The following is a 19,466-nucleotide window of genomic DNA, read 5'->3' on the forward strand; positions in this document are numbered from 1 at the left end:
GTCGTGAAGGTATTGGTCCTTGCCGTCAGCGGGTTAGTGGTTCTTGTTGTTGCTTTAATTCTTTATATCACTTATCTTCAACAGCAAATGCGCAGCATCAACCGGCAGTTGGACAAGCGGCTAAGTGAGCATACCCGCCAACCGATACATTTGCAAATATTCAGCAAGGAGCTTAGTAAACTGACGATCAATATTAATAAGTGTCTCAAGGCGGAGGAAAACCTCCGTCTTAAAGGCATTCGGGAGGAAAAGCAGTTCAAAGAGCTGATCGCCAACATTTCGCATGACTTGCGGACTCCGCTTACGGCGATCAAAGGGTACCAGCAGCTCATGAGCGGCAGCGACTTGACTGAAGATCAGCGAAAGAAGCTGCAGATTGCCCAAAAGCACGCGGATGAATTGGGGCGGCTTATTGAGCATTTTTTCGAGTATGCCTATTTGTTGAACGCTGAACCTAAGCTTCACCTTGAGCGAATTAACCTTACCAATTTTGTAGCGGAATGCCTGGCGGCCTCTGTCTCCTTATTGGAGGAAAATCACCTTGCTTTGCATCTGAAGGAGGCCCCGCCGATCTTTGTCTTGGCGGATAAAGAGCTGGTGAACCGGATGATTCAGAACTTAATTCGCAACTCCGTACAGCATGCTTACGGCGATATTGAAGTTAAGCTGGAGACCGCCCAGGCCGCCGATCAAGCCGTGTTGTCCTTCAAAAACCCGGTGAAACCAAATACCGTCATTGATCCAAGCCAGCTCTTTGACCGTTTTTATACCGGAGATAAGGCGCGGAGCCGTAGCGGCGGGCTAGGCTTATCCATCGTGAAGCTGCTCGCGGAACAGCTCGGAGGCCGTACCAGCGCAGCGCTGCAGGATGGAATGCTCGAAATCAATATCGAGCTGCCATTGGGGAGCTGAGCGAAGAGAGCGACCTTGCACTCATCGTAGCTCTTATATCGAACTGCTCAAGCTGATGCGGACTTTGGGGGATTTTGACGGGTCCACCACGCTTAACACTTTTAACAGATTAGGTTCCGATAGAGCGATGCAGCCATTGGTTGGTTTAGCCGAGCTTCTCCAGATGTGCAGAAAAATCGCACTCCCTTTACCTGGGATAATTGGACTTACGTTATAGTTAATCACCATCGCATATTTATATAGCGGAGTGTACAGCTTCTCATAGGAATTCCACGCTTCATCCGCATTCCCGCTGAAATTGACCCATGTATTGTAATCCGCAGAGTTCACGTCATCGATCCAATAATCCTGCTCGGTTACTGGAGCATAATCCACTTTTAAATCTGGAGGTTCTTGGCCGTAGCCAAATGCAGGCCCGAGCGTATACGTGCCAAGCGGCGTCTTGCCGTCGCCTTCTTTTTGCTTACCGATGCCATTTTTGCCGAGGACCACAGGGATATTGCTCAGTATCACGGTCCAACCCCCGTCACCCTTTTCAAACACACTCAATTTGCCTTGAAAATCTTTCATATGATCGACGGTAACTCGGATGACCTGCTCGGTATTTAATTGATCGAATTTTTGAAAAAGTGCCTGGTGGGAGGGATACGGCAAGGGTGAGGCAGCCGCGGTTTCCGTTAAGATGAGCATGAGGAGAAGGGATAGCTGCAAGTAGCGTTTTATTTTCATAATGTCACCTCTGAGTTGATCGGCCGAGTATGAAGTATACTGGAATCATTTGCTTACTTGCTATCTATCCTTACTCGAGCAGATGTTTCCCGTCAATGAGATTTCGCGCATAAAAGGCCTGAGTTTTAAGTGTCACTTGTCAAAATAACTGTTCAGCGTATCCCACATCCGATTGAACTCACTTCGTTCCATGGAATGACCTGCTGCAAGCAGTTCAGGCCTCTCATTGGTTGTCGGATCAAATGCCAAAAACTCCTCACGAGTAGGACATGCGTAAAATTTACTGTTTATTATCATTTCAATCCTATCTTTAAAGGGTCGGTCTAGTAATCTCACAACGGCAATATCCCCGTCTCGATGCTTCGTAGCTGAGTAATAGATCAGAAAATATCCCTTTTCAAAACGATATTCTACCGGATACCCCACACATCCACCTCCAACCTTATTGTTCAAAGCTATTATTTTTCTCACTGGCTTTGCCCTCTGTAGATGCAAAATACGTTCCAATAATCATGAAAAACAAGGCAACGATAAATGAAATGGTTGGTGTTTTTAGAAAAATAGCAAAAGATAGCCCTGCACCGATAAACGGCGAAATCGCGTAATAAGCGCTTGTTTTCGCCGCTCCAAGATACCGCTGCGCGTAAACGTACAGATAAATGCTCAATCCGTAGGCAACGAAGCCTAGCAAAAGTGTGGCCAATATGTAAATCACATTACCGGTATCTCCGCTCTCCCCAATGATAAAAGAAATGAGCAACGAGCCCAGCCCCGAGCCAAAGCCTTTAATAACGACAATCTGCAAAGGGTCTTTGTCCGATAACATGCGGGTGAAGTTATTCTCAAGTCCCCAGCAAACTGCAGCAAGCAATACAAAAATCGAACCCAAAGAAAAAGAGACGCTGCCGATATCCTCAACGGAGAGAATGACACTTGCCAAAGTTATCAAGCCAATCGCAATCCATAGTCTTCTGTTGATGACCTCTTTGAAGATGATCAAAGCGATCAAAGAAGTCGCCACAATTTCAAAGTTGTTCAGCAGTGAAACCGTCGCGGGAGTGGTCGTGGTCAGCCCGATCATCAGTAGAACAGGCGCCGCAATGTCCAAAGCAACCATCCCTACGGTAAAAGGCATTTCTTTTCTCGTTAATTTCAACTCCTGCTTTAAGCGCCCTGCCTTATTACGGAACAAGCCAATGACGGACATTCCCAGCCCTGCACCGAGATACAATAGGGCTGCCATCATAGTAGGTGGAATTTCATTTAACAGCACTTTGGAAAGAGGCGCACTGATCGCATATAGAGCGGCCGCTAAAACAGCCCAGAGAATGGCGGCACTTTTCGTTGTTTTCAATGTGATCCCCCCTATTTCATGAACTTATCTATAGCTACAGACAAATCGTTTAGCACCTTGTTGTCACCGGTTGTTACCGCATCGGCCACACAATGTTTGATATGATCCTGCAAAATGATTTTTCCAATATTATTAACGGCTGATTTGACAGCAGCAATTTGAATTAGAACCTCGCTGCAGTCCTTTCCGTCCTCCACCATTTTTTTAACAGACTCCAAGTGCCCAATAGCCCTGGAAAGACGATTAATAACCGCTTGTGTGCTTTCATGTTCATGTGAGTGGTGGTATTCCGTGGTCAATCTAATCCCTCCTCTCTACTGATTATCCCCCCCGGGGGGATATGCGTCAATCTTAAATTTGATCCTACGATCTACGCGTGAAGAACGGGTATCGTTGAACTCACTGTTATCATTGAATCCAATGTTACCGCAGAACCCATCGTTACCTTAAACTTACTAAATGTATTTAGTACAGTTAAATCTTGCCCTTTTGGCAGTATTGAGCATTTAAATGCAAAAAGTGCATCTAAAAGTAACGAAATAACCCTACCGATACAGATTAGTCCATTTTAGATGCACAATTTGCTGTTAAAATCCGAAAACCCACATTTTCCCCAGAAATAGCTGTATTAAATACATTTAGTGGTGGACGGTGAACACATAGAGATTCGTGGAACGAGCGCCGGATTGAAGATAAGTGAAATTCAAAAGCCTGATCATCCAAATACCTTCTCAAAAGCACGAATGCTGGTCCCGCCTTTCGAAGTATTGAGCACTGCAAATCGGATTTCCGAAAATAGCAGCCCGTAGCCCTCGTTATTAAGTAGTTCCCGCCACCATTCGGCCACCTTCACCGGATCGTTACGGAAAACGCCGCAGCCGTAAGCCCCAAGGATCAGATTCTGATCACCTTTATGCGCAAAAATCGCCAAAGCGAGCCGCATGCGGTCTTTCATGACCTGCTCCGCCTTCTGAGGATCTTCCCCCTTAAGCAGCACCTGTCCATAGTTCACAGCAGGCAACGTCAACACCGAAGCCGTAACCGGTTGGTTTAGCAGGCTAAATCTCTCGTCCCGGAAAAATACCACGTCCGGCGAGTAAATAGCATGGTCGGTATACATCATGGAGCGGCAGGCACGATTGGCCCTATAGTAGCCTTCGTTGCGCAGTTGCGTCGAGTAGAGTCCGCTGGAGGCTGCCAAGCTTTCCTCCTGGGCCATGGCTCCATTCAGGAAGCCGCCTCCCGGATTTTTCGCGCTGGCAAAATTCAGCACGCCAACTCGTTCTTTCCCGGCTCCCGCAAAATCCAAGACGGCCTTTACGGTAGCTTCATTGGCAACGGAGCAGGCAGCCGACTGCTGGAGGCGCAGTAGGGCAGGACTTTCTCGTACTAGCTCCACCCCCTGCTCAGGAGTAATTAGCGCGCTGTTCTCCTTCGAATGTTTTTGAGCCGCAGCAAAATCCACTCGGCGCCCCTCGTATTCATAATGACCCTGCTGCTGTATACGCAAAGTCTCTTGAGCAATTTCTTTTCGATTCATCATCAGCTTTTCGCCTTCTTTCAATTTCCTTCGTTCAATTTCTTTCCTTCAGCAGCAATTCGTCCCTCGCTTCAGTTAAAGCAAACCCTAGCAGGTTTCTGCCCCGCCACTTTACGGGATTCTCCGCGTCGGGATTGGACCCTCCCATGCCGATCCCCCAAATGCGGTCCCGCGGACTCGCTTCTACGAGAATGCGGTTTTTGGTCGACTTGAGAAAATCGCCCAGCTCCGGGTTTTGCGAGAATTTGGCCAAGCTGGCCCGCTTCACGATGCTGTAGCATTCCCGGTCCCAGACATCCTTGTCAAAATTACGGACCGCACGCCCGTACGCCTTCATTTCCTTAGGATGCTTGGCGTCAAGGATCGACGCCAACATTTCCTCGTCCCCAAACAGCCGCGCCTTTTCCGCCATCATATATTGCTCGGCGCAGGAGTATTTTGTCCCCTCTATGACGAACGGGCTCATCCACCACTGGCTGAAGCAGCTTTTCGTTACGCTTCCGTCACTGGACGGGGTATGGCCCCAAAAAAATACAAACTTGAACGTTTTTCCTGCGTTATACGCTTTTCGCAACTCTTCAATACTGTAAATCATCCTTTATTCCTCCATCTTTCTCCGAAAAAGCCGTGATGGGCGGTGGCCCGCATTTTCGGTGTAATGATCCGTTTCCGTGACGAGATCAGCCACTTTCCGCCGGAAGGCGGCCTTGAGTAGCTCTTTATCCAAAATGACCTCGTACACCTGCTGCAGCTCCGTTAACGTAAACAGGCCCGGCATCAAATGCAGCGCGATATCGGTATAATTCACCTTTCCCCGCAAGCGCTCGATGGCTAAAGCGATCATCTTCGCATGATCGAAAGCCAGCCCATCATTGGAGACGACAGCATAGGCGGTTGCTGTGGAACTCGGTTTGACGGTGATCGTTTTTTCCACGACCGCAGTCAGCTCGGCATCCTCGGAAATCAGCTTCAGCTCATACTGCAGCGTTTTGATATATCCGTCCCCAGTCAGTTCCTTACTCTCCCGCATAAGGCGGTACGTCACCTTGAACCAGGCAGCATCCGCCGCATCGTCCCCCGCCTGCAGCTTCACTTGATCGCTGTTAATCAGCGCCATGTAACTGCAGCTCATTACCCAAGTCCGGGGGTCACGACCAACGTCGCTAAACGTATATAGCTGCTCCAGATATACGTCCTCCACGCCGGTTTCCTCGCGCAATTCCCTCGCCGCAGCCTGCTCCGTCGTCTCGTCCGGCCGCACAAAACCGCCCGGTAGCGCCCATTTGCCAAGGAAAGGATGACCGCCCCGCCGGATGAGCAGAACCCTAAGCTCTTTCTCCGGGAGCTTACGGTAACTATCCGCCTCTGCATCCGTCACCGTAAAAATAACCATGTCTGCCGCTACCGAAGGCCGCTCATAGTCCCCCGGCTGATACCGCTCCAAAAATTCACGCTCCGTTAATCCGTCGCGATCCAACAGGTCCATAAGCTTCACCACTTTCATCTATCATTAATTTCTAAGCGGACTTAGTAAATTTATGATAATAACATTTTGTTAATATCAAAGATAGCAGAAGACCGTTTCAAAATCAAGCAACTTTTTCCTGTCCTATAAAAAAAACAAAAGACCATTCTAAAGAGAATTAGAATAGCCTTCACCTTCATCCAAACAAGTCACGAAGATAGTCCCGACGTCCATGCAGAATCCGATAAATAACTACAGCATCATCAATGATTCTGTAAAATACCAAAATAAGGATGGACAACAATAAAGCGATATCCGCTCTGGACAAGTGTGTATTCATCATCGGATAATACAGCCCCTATATTTGGAAAACTTGATAGCCCTTTAATTTGTTGATCTAGCTTTCCGAGCAGGTTCTCTGCTGCAGACATATTATCTTGCGAGATATGGTCAAGCAATTCGGCCCCTTCAGTAACCTGCTTTTCCGCAACCAATAGCTTGGATTGCAACTTGATCCGAGCCTCCATACGTCTGTATGCCTCATGGCTCATAACAACCAAGTCAGCTTCTCCGTTACGTGTAAGTATAACCGGCTCGTCTATTTCATGGCAGTACTTAGAAAACCCGTTATAATCGTGTCGAATAGCCGTAGATGGTTTGATGTTCATTCTATCCACCCCTTCCTGTAGGATGTCATTATTCTGGCAATAATGTATCATCAAATAGCTTCTTCCATCCACTGTCTGATAAGATAATTAATATTGTATTGAATATCGGCAAAAAGCGGCATCAATAGTCGAGAACGCCACCCTGTATTGCGGTATTCTTAAGGCGAAAAGGAGGTAAGGGAATGGATTTTTTGGAACGGTTGAACCATGCTGTCGATTATATGGAGAACCATCTTGATGGGAGCCTTGATTATGAAGAAGCTGCGAGAATCGCCTGCTGCTCCTTGTATAATTTTCAACGGATGTTCTCCTATATCATGGATATCCCGCTATCGGAATACGTGAGACGCAGACGGTTGACTCTGGCTGCGCTCGAGCTTCAGCATAGCGACATCAAGATCGTCGATCTGGCGATGAAATACGGCTATGAGTCTCATGACTCGTTCACCCGGGCATTCCAAAAAATGCATGGAGTTACCCCCTCTCGGGCTCGCGACCGGGGGGTTATACTCCGATCGTATCCCCGCGTCTCCTTTCACATTTCCGTAAGGGGCGATCAAGAAATGCGTTACACTATTGTGGACAAAGCACCATTTGAGATTTTTGGGATTGAAGAGGTTTTTTCCTCCGTCTATGACCCGGCCCATAAAAGCGTGCCGGAATTCTGGCAAGAATGCCATGAAAACGGCGCCTATGAGGAACTCTTCGATGCCGCTAATTTCCGTAGACGGGGCGAAACCTATAGCGGAATGTGTGCGATTCACGGAGCATTAAATTACCGCAATACCGGGAACTCGACATACCCGTACATGCTGTTTGCATTTCTTACGGAACAGAGCGACCCACTGGGCTATACGCGAGTTTCTATCCCTGCTCACACCTGGGCCATCTTCACATCCGAGGAGCATGGATACGATCAGATTGGAGCCATGACAAGCCAGTTGTGGAAGCGGGTATATTCCGAATGGCTGTCTGCATCGGGATATGACAAATTAGACGGGCCCGACATCGAAATTTATGGGGATTGCGGGAACGGAAACTACTATAGCGAAGTCTGGATTCCTGTAGTCCAGAAGTAATCAAGTAAATGTAATTTGTGCAACTATTTTGATCTATCGCCAAAACTTTCGGATTAGCTGCATAATGTACATTTAAAAACGGGCCATGCCGTGACAAAGGGTCTAAAAGGCGCATTTAGCTGCACTTTTTGCATTTACTTGCCCAAGAACCTAGAAAGAGGCCAAATTAAATGTATGAAATGCAACTATTCCCCCGTCGCGCCAACGAACCAGTAACGGCACAGGCACCAGCACTCTCAGAAGGGTGAAAGGAAGCCCCGCGTTCCCTTGGACTGCGGGATGTCCGATGTGCAATGTCCGATGTGCAATTCGCCAATTATTATAAATCGGATTCTGCCGCCCTGTAGCCCTGTACATCGCGAAAAAGGCTGCTCTCCCCAGCAGGATCTAACCCGCTAGCGGTAGCAGCCTTTGGTCTACAATAATCTAGCCCGAATCATTACGTAACGCGTGACACAGCTATTCGTTCAAATAGGTCATTACCCGGTTCTGGATGAGCTTCGCCACCTCATCAGCTGACTTCTGCCCGCTGAAGTACGCTTTAGCTTCCTCGTACACGATATCTTCTACCTTGCTGTTGCTTACCGCAAGATCGTTTGCTCCGGCAACCAGCTTATCCAGATTGTCAAAATCCTGATCCGTCACCTTGACGCTTTCAGGCTGCTTTATTTCACCATCATCGTCCATCATAAATACATCCTGCTCTATAGTAAGCCAACCGTTCTTGACGGACTTTCGCAGTTCGTCGACCTGTTTCTTATAGGCGGCCTTATTGATGGGGAATCCGTAATTATTAGGGGAGGACTGCATCGCCTCCGACATGAGAAAATGAATAAATTTCCACGCTGCCTCTTTGGCGGGGGACTTCTCGTTGATGACCATCATCGAATACGCATTAAAAGGGATGACCACCTTTTCCCCGGCAGCATGAGGTGCAAGGTACAGCTTTCCTTTTTTAAACCACGCATTCCGGTTGAAGTAGTCTTTGGGCCGTGAGACGGGAGACGGAAGAAAGAACGCATCGCCACGTTTTGTTTTTTTGCTGGTCAGGATTTTATTCGTATACATATTTTTGATTTGTTCCATCAAAGATTTGAAAGCATCCGATTCAAAATTCGCCTTATGGCTGCTCTCATCCACCCAATTTTGATAGCTCCCATGCACGCTGTTCGTCAGCATCTGTTCCGGCGGAAAACCTCTCAGCGCGTACCTGGAGCTTCCCTTATTATTTTTCACCAGCTTGCCCGCGTAGTCCCAGAATTGCTCCCAGGTCCATGTTCTGTCATCGATGTCAATCCCGGCTGCCTGAATGGCATCCTCATCCCCCAACAGGAGCGAAGAGAAACTAAATGACATTGGAATGCCATACAGATTTCCGTTCATTTTTGATCCTTCCAGAATATTGTCAAAAAATTGGCTCTTGTCGAAGGTAGAGTCTGCAGCCATCAGCTCACTTAGATTGGCCAGCAGCTTCTTATTGGCCATTGGCCCGATTAGGTCGCCTTCCGCTTGGTACAAATCGGCGCCTTTACCCGAAAGCAGCTCCGTTCTCATCTGATTGTAGTATTTCGTCATCTCAATGTCTGATATCGATTGCGACTCCACAAGAGGCTTTAATTCAATATCGATGTCCGGATTCGCCGCCTCAAACTTTTGCACTGCCTCCACGGTATAAGGATCAGCGACGACGAGGGAAAACGTCACAAGCGTTTTGCCCTCTTTCGTCTTGACAGGTTTTGGCGTATTGCCCGGCTTCTTCGTATGGGCCTCGCCGGCACCGTTAGATTGGGACAGATTCAGGGACGAACCCGGTTTGCTTTCTTCCTTACTGCAAGCTGTCCCTGACATTACGATGACGACGCACATCAAAATTAACATCAGCTTCTTCATATCGCTTCTTCCTCTCTATCTTTGTCAGGATTACTGAATTCGCACCCGGTCGCCTTCCTGCAATGGCTCGCCGCTTTCCACAATCGCCAGATCGGCAACAGTCAGTCCTTGGAGGACTGCGGTTTCCTTCCCGTTGGAGCCTCCTGTCGTAACTGCGGTTTTCCGTACAGTATAGGTATTGCCAAGGGGACCTCTGCTTTCTTTAAGCACAAAGACGTACTTTCCCGAACGGTCCTCGTGAATAGCTACGTTGGAAATGAGAACCGACTCCTGCTCCGCAGGCTTCTCCACCAAAACCTTTGCTTCCTCACCTCCCTTTAGCCCCGCGTCATGGACCGAAACGACAACCCTTCTCTGAAAAGCAGCATTGGCGGCCGCCTGAGCATCGGACCCTTCAGCTGCAGCGTCGGAGCCCGCGGATGCAGCCCCGGCAGCAGATGAGGCGTCGGCCGTTCCACCGGTCGATTCCCCGATTTCCACAATTCTCCCCTCGGCCTTCGGCACTTCACCGCCATTTATGTCGAGCGACAGCTTTTCGCCTATTTTCAGCAGGGAAGCGAGGTCAGAGGATACGCTAAATGAAAACTCAAATCCTTTGCTCCGGTTGGAAACAATCGCCACAACTTCCCCTGCCTCACCAGTGAGTCCTTCCGGATCGTTTGCCTCCAGGATCATCCCGCTAAAGGGAGCCTTGATCTCTCTTCCCCGTTCCAACTCCTCCTGCAAGCTCTGTATACGGTGTTCCTGAACGTCAATATTCAGCCTAGCGTTTTCCATATCCCGTTTCACCTGACGTAGAGCCAACTCATCTCCCTCGCGCTGGGAGGAAATAAACTGGTCCTGCGTCTGCTGCAGAGTAAGCCGGAGCTGGGCGAGCCGGTCCTGCTCATCCTCAATATTTCGAGCTGCAGCGCTGGTATCAAAGGTAGCCACAACCTGCCCCTTTTTCACCTTGTCTCCCTTCTTCACATAAACCTTCTTCACTCTCCAGCCTGCCGGATTGGTCATACGAACGGATTGCTTGGGCTGCAGCACGCCGCTGCCTTTGATCGTTTGCGTAAACTGCCCGTCCTGCGGCTGTTCCGTTCGCACTTTAGGCAATTTCATCGTCATGATGGTATTGCTAAAGAGAGTCAGAATAATAAGCAATCCGGCAAATATACCGGCAGCCAGCCGAATCCTTTTCTTTCTCCTCGCATCCATGCGTTCCTCGATCTGAATTTCCACCGTCTCACCCCCTAACCTTTCACGCCTGACAGCTGAACGCCCTCAATCAGATAAGATTCCGCATCCAGAAACAAGAGCACCATCGGCGTCATATACAGCACGGATGCAGCAAAAGCCACGCCTTTATCCCCTTCGTTAATGGTCTGCAGAAAGACCGAAAGCGGCTGTTTATACATCTCATCCAGAAAGATCAACGGCTGTTCGACCATATTCCAATAATCCACAAACAGCAGTACCTGCAAGGCAGCCAATCCCGGCTTGACCAAAGGAATGACGATTTGGGAGAAAATCCGAAACTGCCCCGCCCCATCGATTTTCGCCGCTTCGATATATGCATAGGGAATATGCAGCATAAACTGTCTTAGCAAAAACACCCCAAACGCTGAAAAGATTCCCGGCAGCACAATCGAACTCTCACTGCCAATCAAGCCGAGCCGGTCAGCCATCATATAATTGGGTACCAGGGTCACCTGAAACGGCATCAGCATGGTCAGCAGGTAAAGTACAAACAGCTTATCCCGTCCCGGGAACCGCAGAATAGCCAGAGCATAGGCTGCCAGAGCCGCCACCGCTGTCTGCCCGATCAGAATCGGCACGACCATGCGTACCGAGTTCCAGAACAGCAGCATATATTTAGGCGTCTCAATCAAGATTCGATTATATTGCTCTAAGGACACCCAGTCGGGGATGAGTTTCAGATTGACGAATTCGTTCCGTCCTTCCTCCACATTGTCCATTTGGCCGATCATTCCGTAATTGCTCACGATTTCCTTCTCCGTCATCAGGGAATTGACGATCGTTATCCCAATCGGAAAAAGGATGACTAGCGCGATCAACAGCATAAGGCAGGTTAAGGGAAGCTTGCGCCACATTTTGCGATTTCCCATACTCCCCATCCTCCTATCTCACTCCATAAATTGCCGAAACCGGTGTTCTAGCCAAAAGAAGACGCTCACCCCCAGCAAGATGCATGCAACCATCACCACCGCAGCCGATGACAGCTTTTGCAGGTCAAGCGACTGAAACCCGTTGTTCATGTAATGCTGCAGCATATAAATGCTGTCATGCGGATAATCGCCTGCGATGAGGTGCGTTTCCCTGAACACTTTAAAGGAATTGAGCACGGACATGAGGACAACGAAGAACATCGTCGGTGTCAAATAGACCAGAGTGATCGAGGTAAACCTTCGCAGCGGTCCGGCCCCCTCCAAATAAGCGGTTTCGTAGTAGTCCTTCGGAATGCTTTGCAGCCCCGCCAAAAATAAAATGATGTTGTACCCGATGTTTTTCCACAAATAGACGACAACCAATACACCGAAAGCCCACTCGGATTTCATCCAGTCAATTCGGGCCCAGCCTAGATCGACAAACCAGGCGTTCACAGCTCCGTTCCAATCGAACAGGGCTTGCCAGATCAATACGATGGAGGCGACAGGCACCACAAGCGGCATCACATACGCCGTCCTCATCCACTTCCGGAAATAGGCGTTCTGATTTAGCAGAAGCGCAAGCAACAAAGAAAGCAGCAGCATGAGCGGGACACTGACCGCCGTAAAAAGAAGCGTATTTAAAGCCGCTTTGCGAAAGGAATCACTTTGAAACAGTTCCTTGTAGTTGGCAAGCCCGACAAATGAACCATGCATCGGCGCATCCAGAAAGGAATAGTACATTCCTTCGGCAAAGGGAACGACATAAAAAATCGCGAACCCGATGAGGCTTGGCGCAAGAAACCAAAGGGCTGAAAAGGCGTCCTTTCGATGGTACATTCGAAGCTTCATAGTTCCTCCTTCCCTTCCGGCTGAGACTGCCTCAACCGACTTGAACCCGTTCGAAACCCAGTATAATCAACAGATGTTTCAAACCTTAGGGGAGATGTATCCAACTTGTAACATTTTGCGCATAGACGTCTTTTTCGCTTTTAAGGAAGCGGAAAAATGCTAGAATGAAAAAATAAACCATACTCTGGAAGAGAGATGCTCCCTGATGCAATCGAGAAAAATACTGATTATCGAGGATGAGGCATCCATTGCCGATTTACTAGCTTATTCCCTTCAAAAGGAAGGCTTCGAGGTGCGCACGGCGGGAACAGAGGAACAAGGTATGCGGCTCGTTTCCGAATTCAAGCCGGAATTGATTCTGCTCGATCTTATGCTGCCGGACGGGAGCGGCTACGATATTTGCCGAGCCGTTTCGAGAGACACCGCCATTCCGATCGTGATGTTAACGGCAAAGTCAGATATTGTGGATCGAATTCTCGGCATCGAATTGGGAGCCGACGATTTCATAACAAAACCGTTTGATCTCCGGGAAGTGACCGTCCGAATCAAGGCCATTTTCCGGCGAATTGAGCTAACATCAGAGGCATTGGAATTGGCGGAAGCGGATGAGACGCTTTCTGCAGGTCATGACATCACGATTTGCAAGTCGAGACGGGAAGTGCTGAAGGATGGCAAACGGATCGATTTAACGAATAAAGAATATGAACTGCTGCTGTTTATGGCGGAGAACAGAGGCAGGGTTTTCTCGCGTGCGGATTTGTTGGACAAGGTATGGGGCTTTGAGTTCGCCGGGGACACTCGGACCGTAGACATCCACGTGCAGCGGCTGCGCAAGAAGCTCGACGAAGACGGGGGAGTGGCCTTTATTGAAACCGTATTTGGAATTGGCTACAAGCTTGCGTAGCCGGGCAACCAGGACAATCCGGATTTCGATTCAGCAGAAAATCCTGATATCCTTCTCTATCATTCTCTTTATGGGACTCTCTTTGCTGCTATATGCCGCTTACAGCCTCACAGAAAGCAGCTTTAACCGGACGGTTCACAGAGACATGCTGGAAACCGCAAAAAATGTGGATTTATACGTGAAGCAATATTTTCTAATTCGCAATACGAGGAATACGACCTCCATGCTTGAAGTGGAGGCAAATAGCGTAGCCGCCGAGCTGGCCGCCGAAATCGGGAATCCCATTGAAATTTACAGCTTGGACGGCAGATTACTATCGGGAGCCTCTTGGAAACAACCGCTTAGCGGAGACTTCTCCAAGGCGGCTGCCGGGGAAAGCTCATATACGGTCGAAAAGTCGGGAGGAACTGTCCATGTTATCCTGACCGGGCCGATTTTATCGGACGGACAAGCTGTTGGCATTTACCGGTTTACGAGCGACTACACCGGGGCATACAAGAATTCTAGAAATTTCAATGAGCTCATTACTGCTTGTGCCGCCGGGATTTTTGCCTTGATCTTTGTGACTTCTCTTGTACTGGCTAGACAAATCACCAAGCCGATCCGGCGACTTACCGTATATTCGGAGAAGGTAGCCGAGGGAGACTTCGACCTGGACGTCGATATTCGTTCCCGCGACGAAATCGGCGAGCTTGCCGACCGTTTTCAGCAAATGGTGGATAGGATTAAGGAGCAGATTGGCATTATCAAAAGAGACCGAGATGCGCTCCAAGCCTCACAGGAAGAAAGCAAAGCGTTTTTCGACCACGTGACCCACGAGTTGAAAACCCCGCTCACTACCATTCTCGGATATGCCCAGATGATGCGGGAGAACGGGTTTTCAGACCCGGCTTTCTTCGATAAAGGAACAGCTTATATCATGAACGAGAGTAAGCGGCTGAACCGTCTGGTCATGGATATCCTGGAGCTGTCCAAAGCCTCCTCTGCCGAATTCACCTACCGGTTTGAGCAAGTGAACCTGTCGGAACTGATTCGAGAAACATGCGAGGAAATGAACGTCAGAGGCAGACGATACCACATCCGAATCAACAGCGAACAGGTGGAGGACGCGATTTATGTGAACGGGGATCGACATAAGCTCAAAGAAGCACTGATCAACGTAATCGATAATTCGATTAAATATGCCTCAGTCCGCTCGGACGTCCTGGTCGAGGCTGCTACCGATGATCATGGATCGGTTATGGTTACTGTGACCGACCGGGGAGAAGGGATACCGGAGCAATATCTGGAGCGCTTGTTTGAGCCCTTCTATCGTGCGCCCATGTGTGCGTCGAGAGATCGTGAGAGCGCAGGTCTCGGGCTGGCCATTGTAAGGAGCATTATGGAGAAGCATGGAGGGACGGTCAACGTGACGAGCAAGGTTCATGAAGGAACGAAGGTTACTTTGCGATTAAAGGGGAAGAATCGTGAATAAACGAGCTCTAAAGACCATACTGAGAAATTCACTGGTTCCGTTTGTCTTGCTGGCGTTCTTTCTCCTCGGTTTCTATGCCCTGGAACGGTTCTCCCCGTTCGGATTGACAGATGGGGAGACCGTGACGCTTGATCAGGCTCCTTCGGGTGAGGGCAGCGGTGCCGACGGCTTCCAAATTGAACAGGTCATTAAGCGTAATGTCGGTTATCCCGTATATAATCTGATGCCGGTCGATCGTGATCGCTTTGTTTTTACGGACAATCAGACGAATTTAAGCTTGTTATCCAAGCGGTTGGCCGAGGATGAACAATCGACAACTCCGGAGTGGATGTCGATAGAGCGCGCCAGAATCGGGGTAATGAACGTCAACGACGATCATACTACCTTTCTGAATACAAATATCATACCGGAAAGTGTGGCCCTTTCCCCTGACCGAAGTCTGCTGTTGTACTCCGCTTTTGGTCACGAATCCAGCAAACTGGAAACGCTGGTGCTCAAGCTTGCTTCAGGGGAAACGCTGCAACGGTTTGATACAGAGAGCTTTGCCAATCTATTTATCGACCAAGATACGATCATGGGTTTTACAGCCGATACCTTTACGATACAGGATATATCGAATGCCAATCCTGTGGTCAGTATGTCTTCTCTCAAAGTTGATGGTAAATGGTGGCGTAGTCTGAAATCGGCAGGAACTCCGAACCAATTTTACCTCATGACCCAAAGCACTGACGGAAGCGAGGAAATATACCGCTACAATCTCCGCCGACAAAATAAGACCAGAACCAGCAAAATCATGGAAGGCGACAATATCAACGACTTTATCCCGTTAAACGAACGAATGCTTCTGTACCTTAGCAGCCGAAACGAAACTGAAGGCATCTATGCCTTCGACTGGACAAACCATCAGCATGTCCTGCTGCGAAAAGGAGTGATGTCGTCGTTTGATGTTGCTCCCAGCAACAACAAGGTGGCCTACGCGCTGCAAAACGGCAGCGGAGTATGGGAACTGCACGCCGCTTGGCTGCGGGATGGGAAGCTGGAAGGCGATCGGCTGATTTACGGCGGACTGCGAAATCTAGACTCTGTGAAATGGAGTCCGGATGGAGATGCGATTTTCTGCGTTTCCATCAATATGGAAGGCAGTATATTGTACCGGTTTATTTTAAAATAGAGTTTGCTTTTCACCCTGTACATTCATCACAAATAAGGCTGCATACACGCCGAGCAGGATTGAACCCGCCAGCGGTAGCAGCCTTTTGTTTTACAACAAGCCCATATGTTGCAGACCAAATTGTATTCCGTTGTCATCCACGTTTTTTGTCACAAAGGACGCCGATCGTTTCACCTCTTCGTGGGCATTGCCCATCGCGATGCCATGACCTACATATTGCAGCATTTCAATGTCATTCAGTCCGTCCCCGAACGCATAGGTATCCGCCTTGTCGACTCCTACCAAGTTTAGCATTTGGGCGATTCCGTGGGCCTTCGAGCCGATCCCCGGCATGACGTCCATACATACAACATGCCACCGAACGAACCGTAAAGCAGGATATTCTTTTCGGTAGGCCTCTTCATATTCTTCCGCGCAAAAAACCATCGCCTGATATATGTCGTGACCCAGGTAATATTCCGGATCATGCTCCGGCACATCAAATTTCAAGGTCCCCATGCTGGTTTCTACATCAACATGATGCTCTATATTCAGCTTCATCGCTTTGTCATCCATATAAGCTACCGGATGATCCTTGCTCTCCGCAAACAGGGTTAGGTTTTTCAATGTGCTACGGTCGATCGGATTTTGGTAAATAACGTTCCCCTCATAAACTACGTACTGCCCATTTAAAGAAACATATGAATCAATCCCTAACTCCCGGCGAAGATCTTCAAACATAAACGGGGCTCTCCCGGTCGCAATGGCTACTTGATGGCCGAGCTCTTGTAATTTCCGAATGGCCTCTTTGGTTGAAGCCGGTACTTGCTTCTCATGATCATACAACGTTCCGTCAATATCGAAAAAAATCGTCTTAGTTCGCAATGTTATGATTCCTCGTTTCTGTATGTAAATCCGTGCTGTTAGACTATTTTATTCCATAATTCCATTACTTTAAAGTATTTATTCACCACATATCCGATCAAGTGTCAATTTCCACGTACAGAACGCCTTCGCTCCAGTCCGGCGTTTCGGCCGTACTTGCGCCGCTTGGATCAAACAGATATCCCCCGCCGGGGAAATCCTCATCGACCGTTCGCCCAGCCTGTGTAGCCACACCGATGTATACCCTATAATTGGCCGCGTATTTTCCTAATTTGTCTCTGCAGTTGCCCCGCCACCACTCAAAACCGGAGGACCAGTTTCGAGTCTCCTGCTCTCCATACAATCCGGGAGCCGCGCTCTCCAGTACAATGACAGCACCTTTGTCCGCATATTCCGCAAAAATGGCCGGATCGTCAATGTCTGCACAAACCGATAAGCCGAAGGTCAAACCGGGAATCGAAAATAACGGCTGCCGGTCACCGGGGGAGAACCACTCTTCCTCCCCGTCATGGATCGTCTTTTTCCGGTAAAATCCAAGCAGTTTCCCGTTGTGAGCTACAAACTGATTAATGTAGGGCTTACCCTCCGGGTTATGCTCCACAAATCCGGCGATCACACAAGTGGAATATCTCCCGCTTAATTCAATTACCTGACTCACCGCTGCGTGATCCATAGTTATGACCGCCTGCGGAAATTTTCCGGGATCGATGTACCCGGTGATGTTCATTTCGGGAAAACAGACGATGTCTGCCCCGTGATCACGAGCGGCTTCCGCAATATACTCCCGCATCAACTGCACATTTTGGTCAATCGCCGCTTTTTCGCTTTTCATTTGTACTAGAGCGATTTTGAATGATTTCTTCGTTTCCATGGGTTAGTCCACCTTTCTCTGCAAACAACAGCACCATCTCGCCGTCCAACCAACTTGCTTGCACAGCGTCTAAATGTATTAAGTGCAGCTATTTTGCTCAATACCGCCAATTCTTCCAGATTAACTGCAGAAAGTACATTTAAAAGCAGCCTATATCGTGTTTATCGGTCTACTTGGTCCATTTAGATGCACTTTTTACATTTACTTCTCCCCATCCCGGAAAAAACGTCAAAATAAATATATAAAATGCGACCAATCATCTATTTACCATATTCCGCTCTACAATGACCGTTTTCCCGTCTATAAATTTAAAATACGGAAGCATAATCCCCAACAAAGAAACTGTACATATGATAGTGCCTATGAATAGGTACAATGGGCGCACGCCCCACATATCACTTAGAAGCCCTCCAACCAGGACCCCTAAAGGCATAACTCCTCTGATGATTAGCAGTCGAACAGAGACTACCTTGCCCATCAAATGATTGGGCACCGTTTGCTGGCATATTGTCGTATTGTGTACACCAAACACGGCCATCACTACCCCACCTACGATTTCCGTTGCAATCCCTAAAGCAATACTGGTATTAAAAAACAAGGTAATAAAGGTCAGGCCGCCGATGAACAATGCCCCCAGCATAAGCACTCTGCGACTTTTGTAGACTATTTTGCCAACCAGAAAAACACCTAAAATATACCCAATAGGGAACCCTGCCATAAAATACCCGTATTCCGCATAACTCCCCTTTAATTCCCCCGTAATATATGGGAGGGTTGTAACCATGGTAACACCCACCCCAAATTGCACAAACGCCAAAAACACGCCTAACCAAACAACCACTGGCTGTGTAAAGAAGTAGGAAATCCCTTCGCCAAATTCCTTTAGCCATGATTTTCTGATGTTTTGAATCGTACGTGATTCTTGAATAAAAAGAAGTGCAAAACCGCTGATCCCAAGCAGGATGCTGACCAGGGAAATGGTTAGTGTTACACCAATATATTCAACCACGAGACCGCCTACGATCGGTGCCATAAAAGTCATGAGTCGAACCGTTCCATCGATGTAGGCATTTGCGGTCTGTAGGTGCTCTTTTGACACGAGAGTAGGCGTAATGGCTTGGTTTGCGGGAACATACAGTGGCGTAATTAAGCCGACTACGATCTGAACTAGGTATATGTGCCAGGGCAAAAGAGTTTCCGTATATATTGCAATAAGTGGAATAAGGAAGACAATGCCTCTTGTCCACTGAGAGATTATCATTACCCATTTGCGGCTCCAACGATCAATAAACGGTCCGATAAACAATTGAAGGAGCAGCGAGGGGATAAAATAAAGCATCCACATGCTGCCTAACGCTAGGGAGGAACCCGTCAGCTGGTAAACCAGTACGGAATTGCTGAAGGTTCCGAAGGCCCCGCCCAATTCTGAAATAGCATTTCCAAGCCAAACAAATACAAAAGATTTATTTTTTAATATGGATGACTGAATACATTTCGCCTCCTTTTCTCATTTGATATATGTCCTAGCTCTGTTCAAAAA

20 protein-coding genes are annotated in these 19,466 nt (G+C 48.3%); 5 read left to right on the forward strand and 15 right to left on the reverse strand.

Annotated elements, in window-relative coordinates; translation table 11 throughout:
* Window positions 1–3 precede the first annotated feature (3 nt).
* A complete protein-coding gene (locus ACFQ3W_RS08665; protein ID WP_379318706.1) occupies window positions 4–912 on the forward strand; it encodes a sensor histidine kinase in 909 nt (302 codons plus the stop codon).
* 33 nt (window positions 913–945) lie between these two features.
* On the opposite strand, the gene ACFQ3W_RS08670 is transcribed toward ACFQ3W_RS08665, so the two are convergent.
* From ACFQ3W_RS08670 to ACFQ3W_RS08705, 8 genes are all read right to left on the reverse strand, one after another.
* Window positions 946–1,641 (reverse strand): L,D-transpeptidase family protein, encoded by a 696-nt coding sequence (locus ACFQ3W_RS08670; RefSeq protein ID WP_379318708.1) that lies wholly within the window; start codon window positions 1,639–1,641, stop codon window positions 946–948.
* Between the two features lie 132 nt (window positions 1,642–1,773).
* Window positions 1,774–2,067: a hypothetical protein gene (locus ACFQ3W_RS08675; protein WP_379318710.1), complete on the reverse strand. Its 294-nt coding sequence runs from the start codon at window positions 2,065–2,067 to the stop codon at window positions 1,774–1,776.
* Window positions 2,068–2,083: 16 nt separating this feature from the next.
* The gene (locus ACFQ3W_RS08680) at window positions 2,084–2,995 is read right to left on the reverse strand and encodes a DMT family transporter (protein WP_379318712.1); all 912 of its coding nucleotides are present in this window, start codon (window positions 2,993–2,995) and stop codon (window positions 2,084–2,086) included.
* A gap of 11 nt (window positions 2,996–3,006) precedes the next feature.
* Window positions 3,007–3,294 (reverse strand): metal-sensing transcriptional repressor, encoded by a 288-nt coding sequence (locus ACFQ3W_RS08685; protein ID WP_379318714.1) that lies wholly within the window; start codon window positions 3,292–3,294, stop codon window positions 3,007–3,009.
* A 416-nt stretch (window positions 3,295–3,710) separates the two neighbouring features.
* Window positions 3,711–4,535: a TIGR02452 family protein gene (locus ACFQ3W_RS08690; protein WP_379319053.1), complete on the reverse strand. Its 825-nt coding sequence runs from the start codon at window positions 4,533–4,535 to the stop codon at window positions 3,711–3,713.
* Window positions 4,536–4,569: 34 nt separating this feature from the next.
* Window positions 4,570–5,130, reverse strand: coding sequence for an NADAR family protein (locus ACFQ3W_RS08695; RefSeq protein ID WP_379318716.1), 561 nt, complete (start codon window positions 5,128–5,130; stop codon window positions 4,570–4,572).
* 3 nt (window positions 5,131–5,133) lie between these two features.
* Window positions 5,134–6,021, reverse strand: coding sequence for an NUDIX hydrolase (locus ACFQ3W_RS08700; protein WP_379319054.1), 888 nt, complete (start codon window positions 6,019–6,021; stop codon window positions 5,134–5,136).
* Window positions 6,022–6,263: 242 nt separating this feature from the next.
* Entirely contained in the window at window positions 6,264–6,668 is a 405-nt protein-coding gene (locus ACFQ3W_RS08705; RefSeq protein WP_379318718.1) for a type II toxin-antitoxin system Phd/YefM family antitoxin, read from the reverse strand.
* A 182-nt stretch (window positions 6,669–6,850) separates the two neighbouring features.
* Between ACFQ3W_RS08705 and ACFQ3W_RS08710 the strand changes: the two genes are divergently transcribed.
* Window positions 6,851–7,747 carry an AraC family transcriptional regulator gene (locus tag ACFQ3W_RS08710; protein ID WP_379318720.1) on the forward strand — a complete coding sequence of 299 codons (897 nt, stop codon included), beginning with the start codon at window positions 6,851–6,853 and terminating at the stop codon, window positions 7,745–7,747.
* Between the two features lie 459 nt (window positions 7,748–8,206).
* Here the strand turns inward: ACFQ3W_RS08710 and ACFQ3W_RS08715 are convergent, their stop codons facing one another.
* From ACFQ3W_RS08715 to ACFQ3W_RS08730, 4 genes are read right to left on the reverse strand one after another with little or no spacing between them, the layout of a single operon-like run.
* Window positions 8,207–9,637 carry an ABC transporter substrate-binding protein gene (locus ACFQ3W_RS08715; protein ID WP_379318722.1) on the reverse strand — a complete coding sequence of 477 codons (1,431 nt, stop codon included), beginning with the start codon at window positions 9,635–9,637 and terminating at the stop codon, window positions 8,207–8,209.
* Between the two features lie 30 nt (window positions 9,638–9,667).
* The gene (locus tag ACFQ3W_RS08720; protein ID WP_379318725.1) at window positions 9,668–10,864 is read right to left on the reverse strand and encodes an efflux RND transporter periplasmic adaptor subunit; all 1,197 of its coding nucleotides are present in this window, start codon (window positions 10,862–10,864) and stop codon (window positions 9,668–9,670) included.
* 11 nt (window positions 10,865–10,875) lie between these two features.
* The gene (locus ACFQ3W_RS08725) at window positions 10,876–11,751 is read right to left on the reverse strand and encodes a carbohydrate ABC transporter permease (protein ID WP_379318727.1); all 876 of its coding nucleotides are present in this window, start codon (window positions 11,749–11,751) and stop codon (window positions 10,876–10,878) included.
* An 18-nt stretch (window positions 11,752–11,769) separates the two neighbouring features.
* On the reverse strand, window positions 11,770–12,642 hold the full coding sequence (locus tag ACFQ3W_RS08730) for a carbohydrate ABC transporter permease (RefSeq protein ID WP_379318729.1): 873 nt from the start codon (window positions 12,640–12,642) through the stop codon (window positions 11,770–11,772).
* Between the two features lie 205 nt (window positions 12,643–12,847).
* Here ACFQ3W_RS08730 and ACFQ3W_RS08735 point away from each other — a divergent pair, with 205 nt between their 5' ends.
* The 3 genes from ACFQ3W_RS08735 to ACFQ3W_RS08745 are packed head-to-tail and all read left to right on the forward strand — an operon-like array spanning window position 12,848 to window position 16,191.
* A complete protein-coding gene (locus ACFQ3W_RS08735; RefSeq protein WP_379318731.1) occupies window positions 12,848–13,546 on the forward strand; it encodes a response regulator transcription factor in 699 nt (232 codons plus the stop codon).
* Window positions 13,509–15,020, forward strand: a complete 1,512-nt coding sequence (locus tag ACFQ3W_RS08740) for a sensor histidine kinase (RefSeq protein ID WP_379318733.1) — start codon at window positions 13,509–13,511, stop codon at window positions 15,018–15,020. Before ACFQ3W_RS08735 ends, ACFQ3W_RS08740 begins: the two co-directional genes overlap by 38 nt.
* Window positions 15,013–16,191 carry a hypothetical protein gene (locus tag ACFQ3W_RS08745; protein ID WP_379318735.1) on the forward strand — a complete coding sequence of 393 codons (1,179 nt, stop codon included), beginning with the start codon at window positions 15,013–15,015 and terminating at the stop codon, window positions 16,189–16,191. Before ACFQ3W_RS08740 ends, ACFQ3W_RS08745 begins: the two co-directional genes overlap by 8 nt.
* Before the next feature lie 90 nt (window positions 16,192–16,281).
* Here ACFQ3W_RS08745 and ACFQ3W_RS08750 read toward each other — a convergent pair whose 3' ends face one another.
* The 3 genes from ACFQ3W_RS08750 to ACFQ3W_RS08760 form a co-directional block, all read right to left on the reverse strand.
* Complete coding sequence (locus ACFQ3W_RS08750) at window positions 16,282–17,055, reverse strand: Cof-type HAD-IIB family hydrolase (RefSeq protein ID WP_379318737.1); 774 nt, start codon at window positions 17,053–17,055, stop codon at window positions 16,282–16,284.
* A gap of 97 nt (window positions 17,056–17,152) precedes the next feature.
* Window positions 17,153–17,926 carry a carbon-nitrogen hydrolase family protein gene (locus ACFQ3W_RS08755; RefSeq protein WP_379318739.1) on the reverse strand — a complete coding sequence of 258 codons (774 nt, stop codon included), beginning with the start codon at window positions 17,924–17,926 and terminating at the stop codon, window positions 17,153–17,155.
* 256 nt (window positions 17,927–18,182) lie between these two features.
* Window positions 18,183–19,415, reverse strand: a complete 1,233-nt coding sequence (locus tag ACFQ3W_RS08760) for an MFS transporter (protein WP_379319055.1) — start codon at window positions 19,413–19,415, stop codon at window positions 18,183–18,185.
* Window positions 19,416–19,466: the final 51 nt, after the last annotated feature.

It is taken from the genome of Paenibacillus puldeungensis, assembly GCF_042678945.1.
Taxonomy (GTDB): Bacteria; Bacillota; Bacilli; order Paenibacillales; family Paenibacillaceae; genus Fontibacillus; species Fontibacillus puldeungensis.

What these genes read in the sequence shown, in the direction of transcription:
- ACFQ3W_RS08715 (WP_379318722.1), bottom strand. Translation starts at nt 9,637, where the DNA reads ATGAAGAAGCTGATGTTAATTTTGATGTGCGTCGTCATCGTAATGTCA.
- ACFQ3W_RS08725 (WP_379318727.1), bottom strand. Translation starts at nt 11,751, where the DNA reads ATGGGAAATCGCAAAATGTGGCGCAAGCTTCCCTTAACCTGCCTTATG.
- ACFQ3W_RS08690 (WP_379319053.1), bottom strand. Translation starts at nt 4,535, where the DNA reads ATGAATCGAAAAGAAATTGCTCAAGAGACTTTGCGTATACAGCAGCAG.
- ACFQ3W_RS08700 (WP_379319054.1), bottom strand. Translation starts at nt 6,021, where the DNA reads ATGGACCTGTTGGATCGCGACGGATTAACGGAGCGTGAATTTTTGGAG.
- ACFQ3W_RS08695 (WP_379318716.1), bottom strand. Translation starts at nt 5,130, where the DNA reads ATGATTTACAGTATTGAAGAGTTGCGAAAAGCGTATAACGCAGGAAAA.
- ACFQ3W_RS08670 (WP_379318708.1), bottom strand. Translation starts at nt 1,641, where the DNA reads ATGAAAATAAAACGCTACTTGCAGCTATCCCTTCTCCTCATGCTCATC.
- ACFQ3W_RS08735 (WP_379318731.1), top strand. Translation starts at nt 12,848, where the DNA reads ATGCAATCGAGAAAAATACTGATTATCGAGGATGAGGCATCCATTGCC.
- ACFQ3W_RS08755 (WP_379318739.1), bottom strand. Translation starts at nt 17,926, where the DNA reads ATGGAAACGAAGAAATCATTCAAAATCGCTCTAGTACAAATGAAAAGC.
- ACFQ3W_RS08730 (WP_379318729.1), bottom strand. Translation starts at nt 12,642, where the DNA reads ATGAAGCTTCGAATGTACCATCGAAAGGACGCCTTTTCAGCCCTTTGG.
- ACFQ3W_RS08710 (WP_379318720.1), top strand. Translation starts at nt 6,851, where the DNA reads ATGGATTTTTTGGAACGGTTGAACCATGCTGTCGATTATATGGAGAAC.
- ACFQ3W_RS08705 (WP_379318718.1), bottom strand. Translation starts at nt 6,668, where the DNA reads ATGAACATCAAACCATCTACGGCTATTCGACACGATTATAACGGGTTT.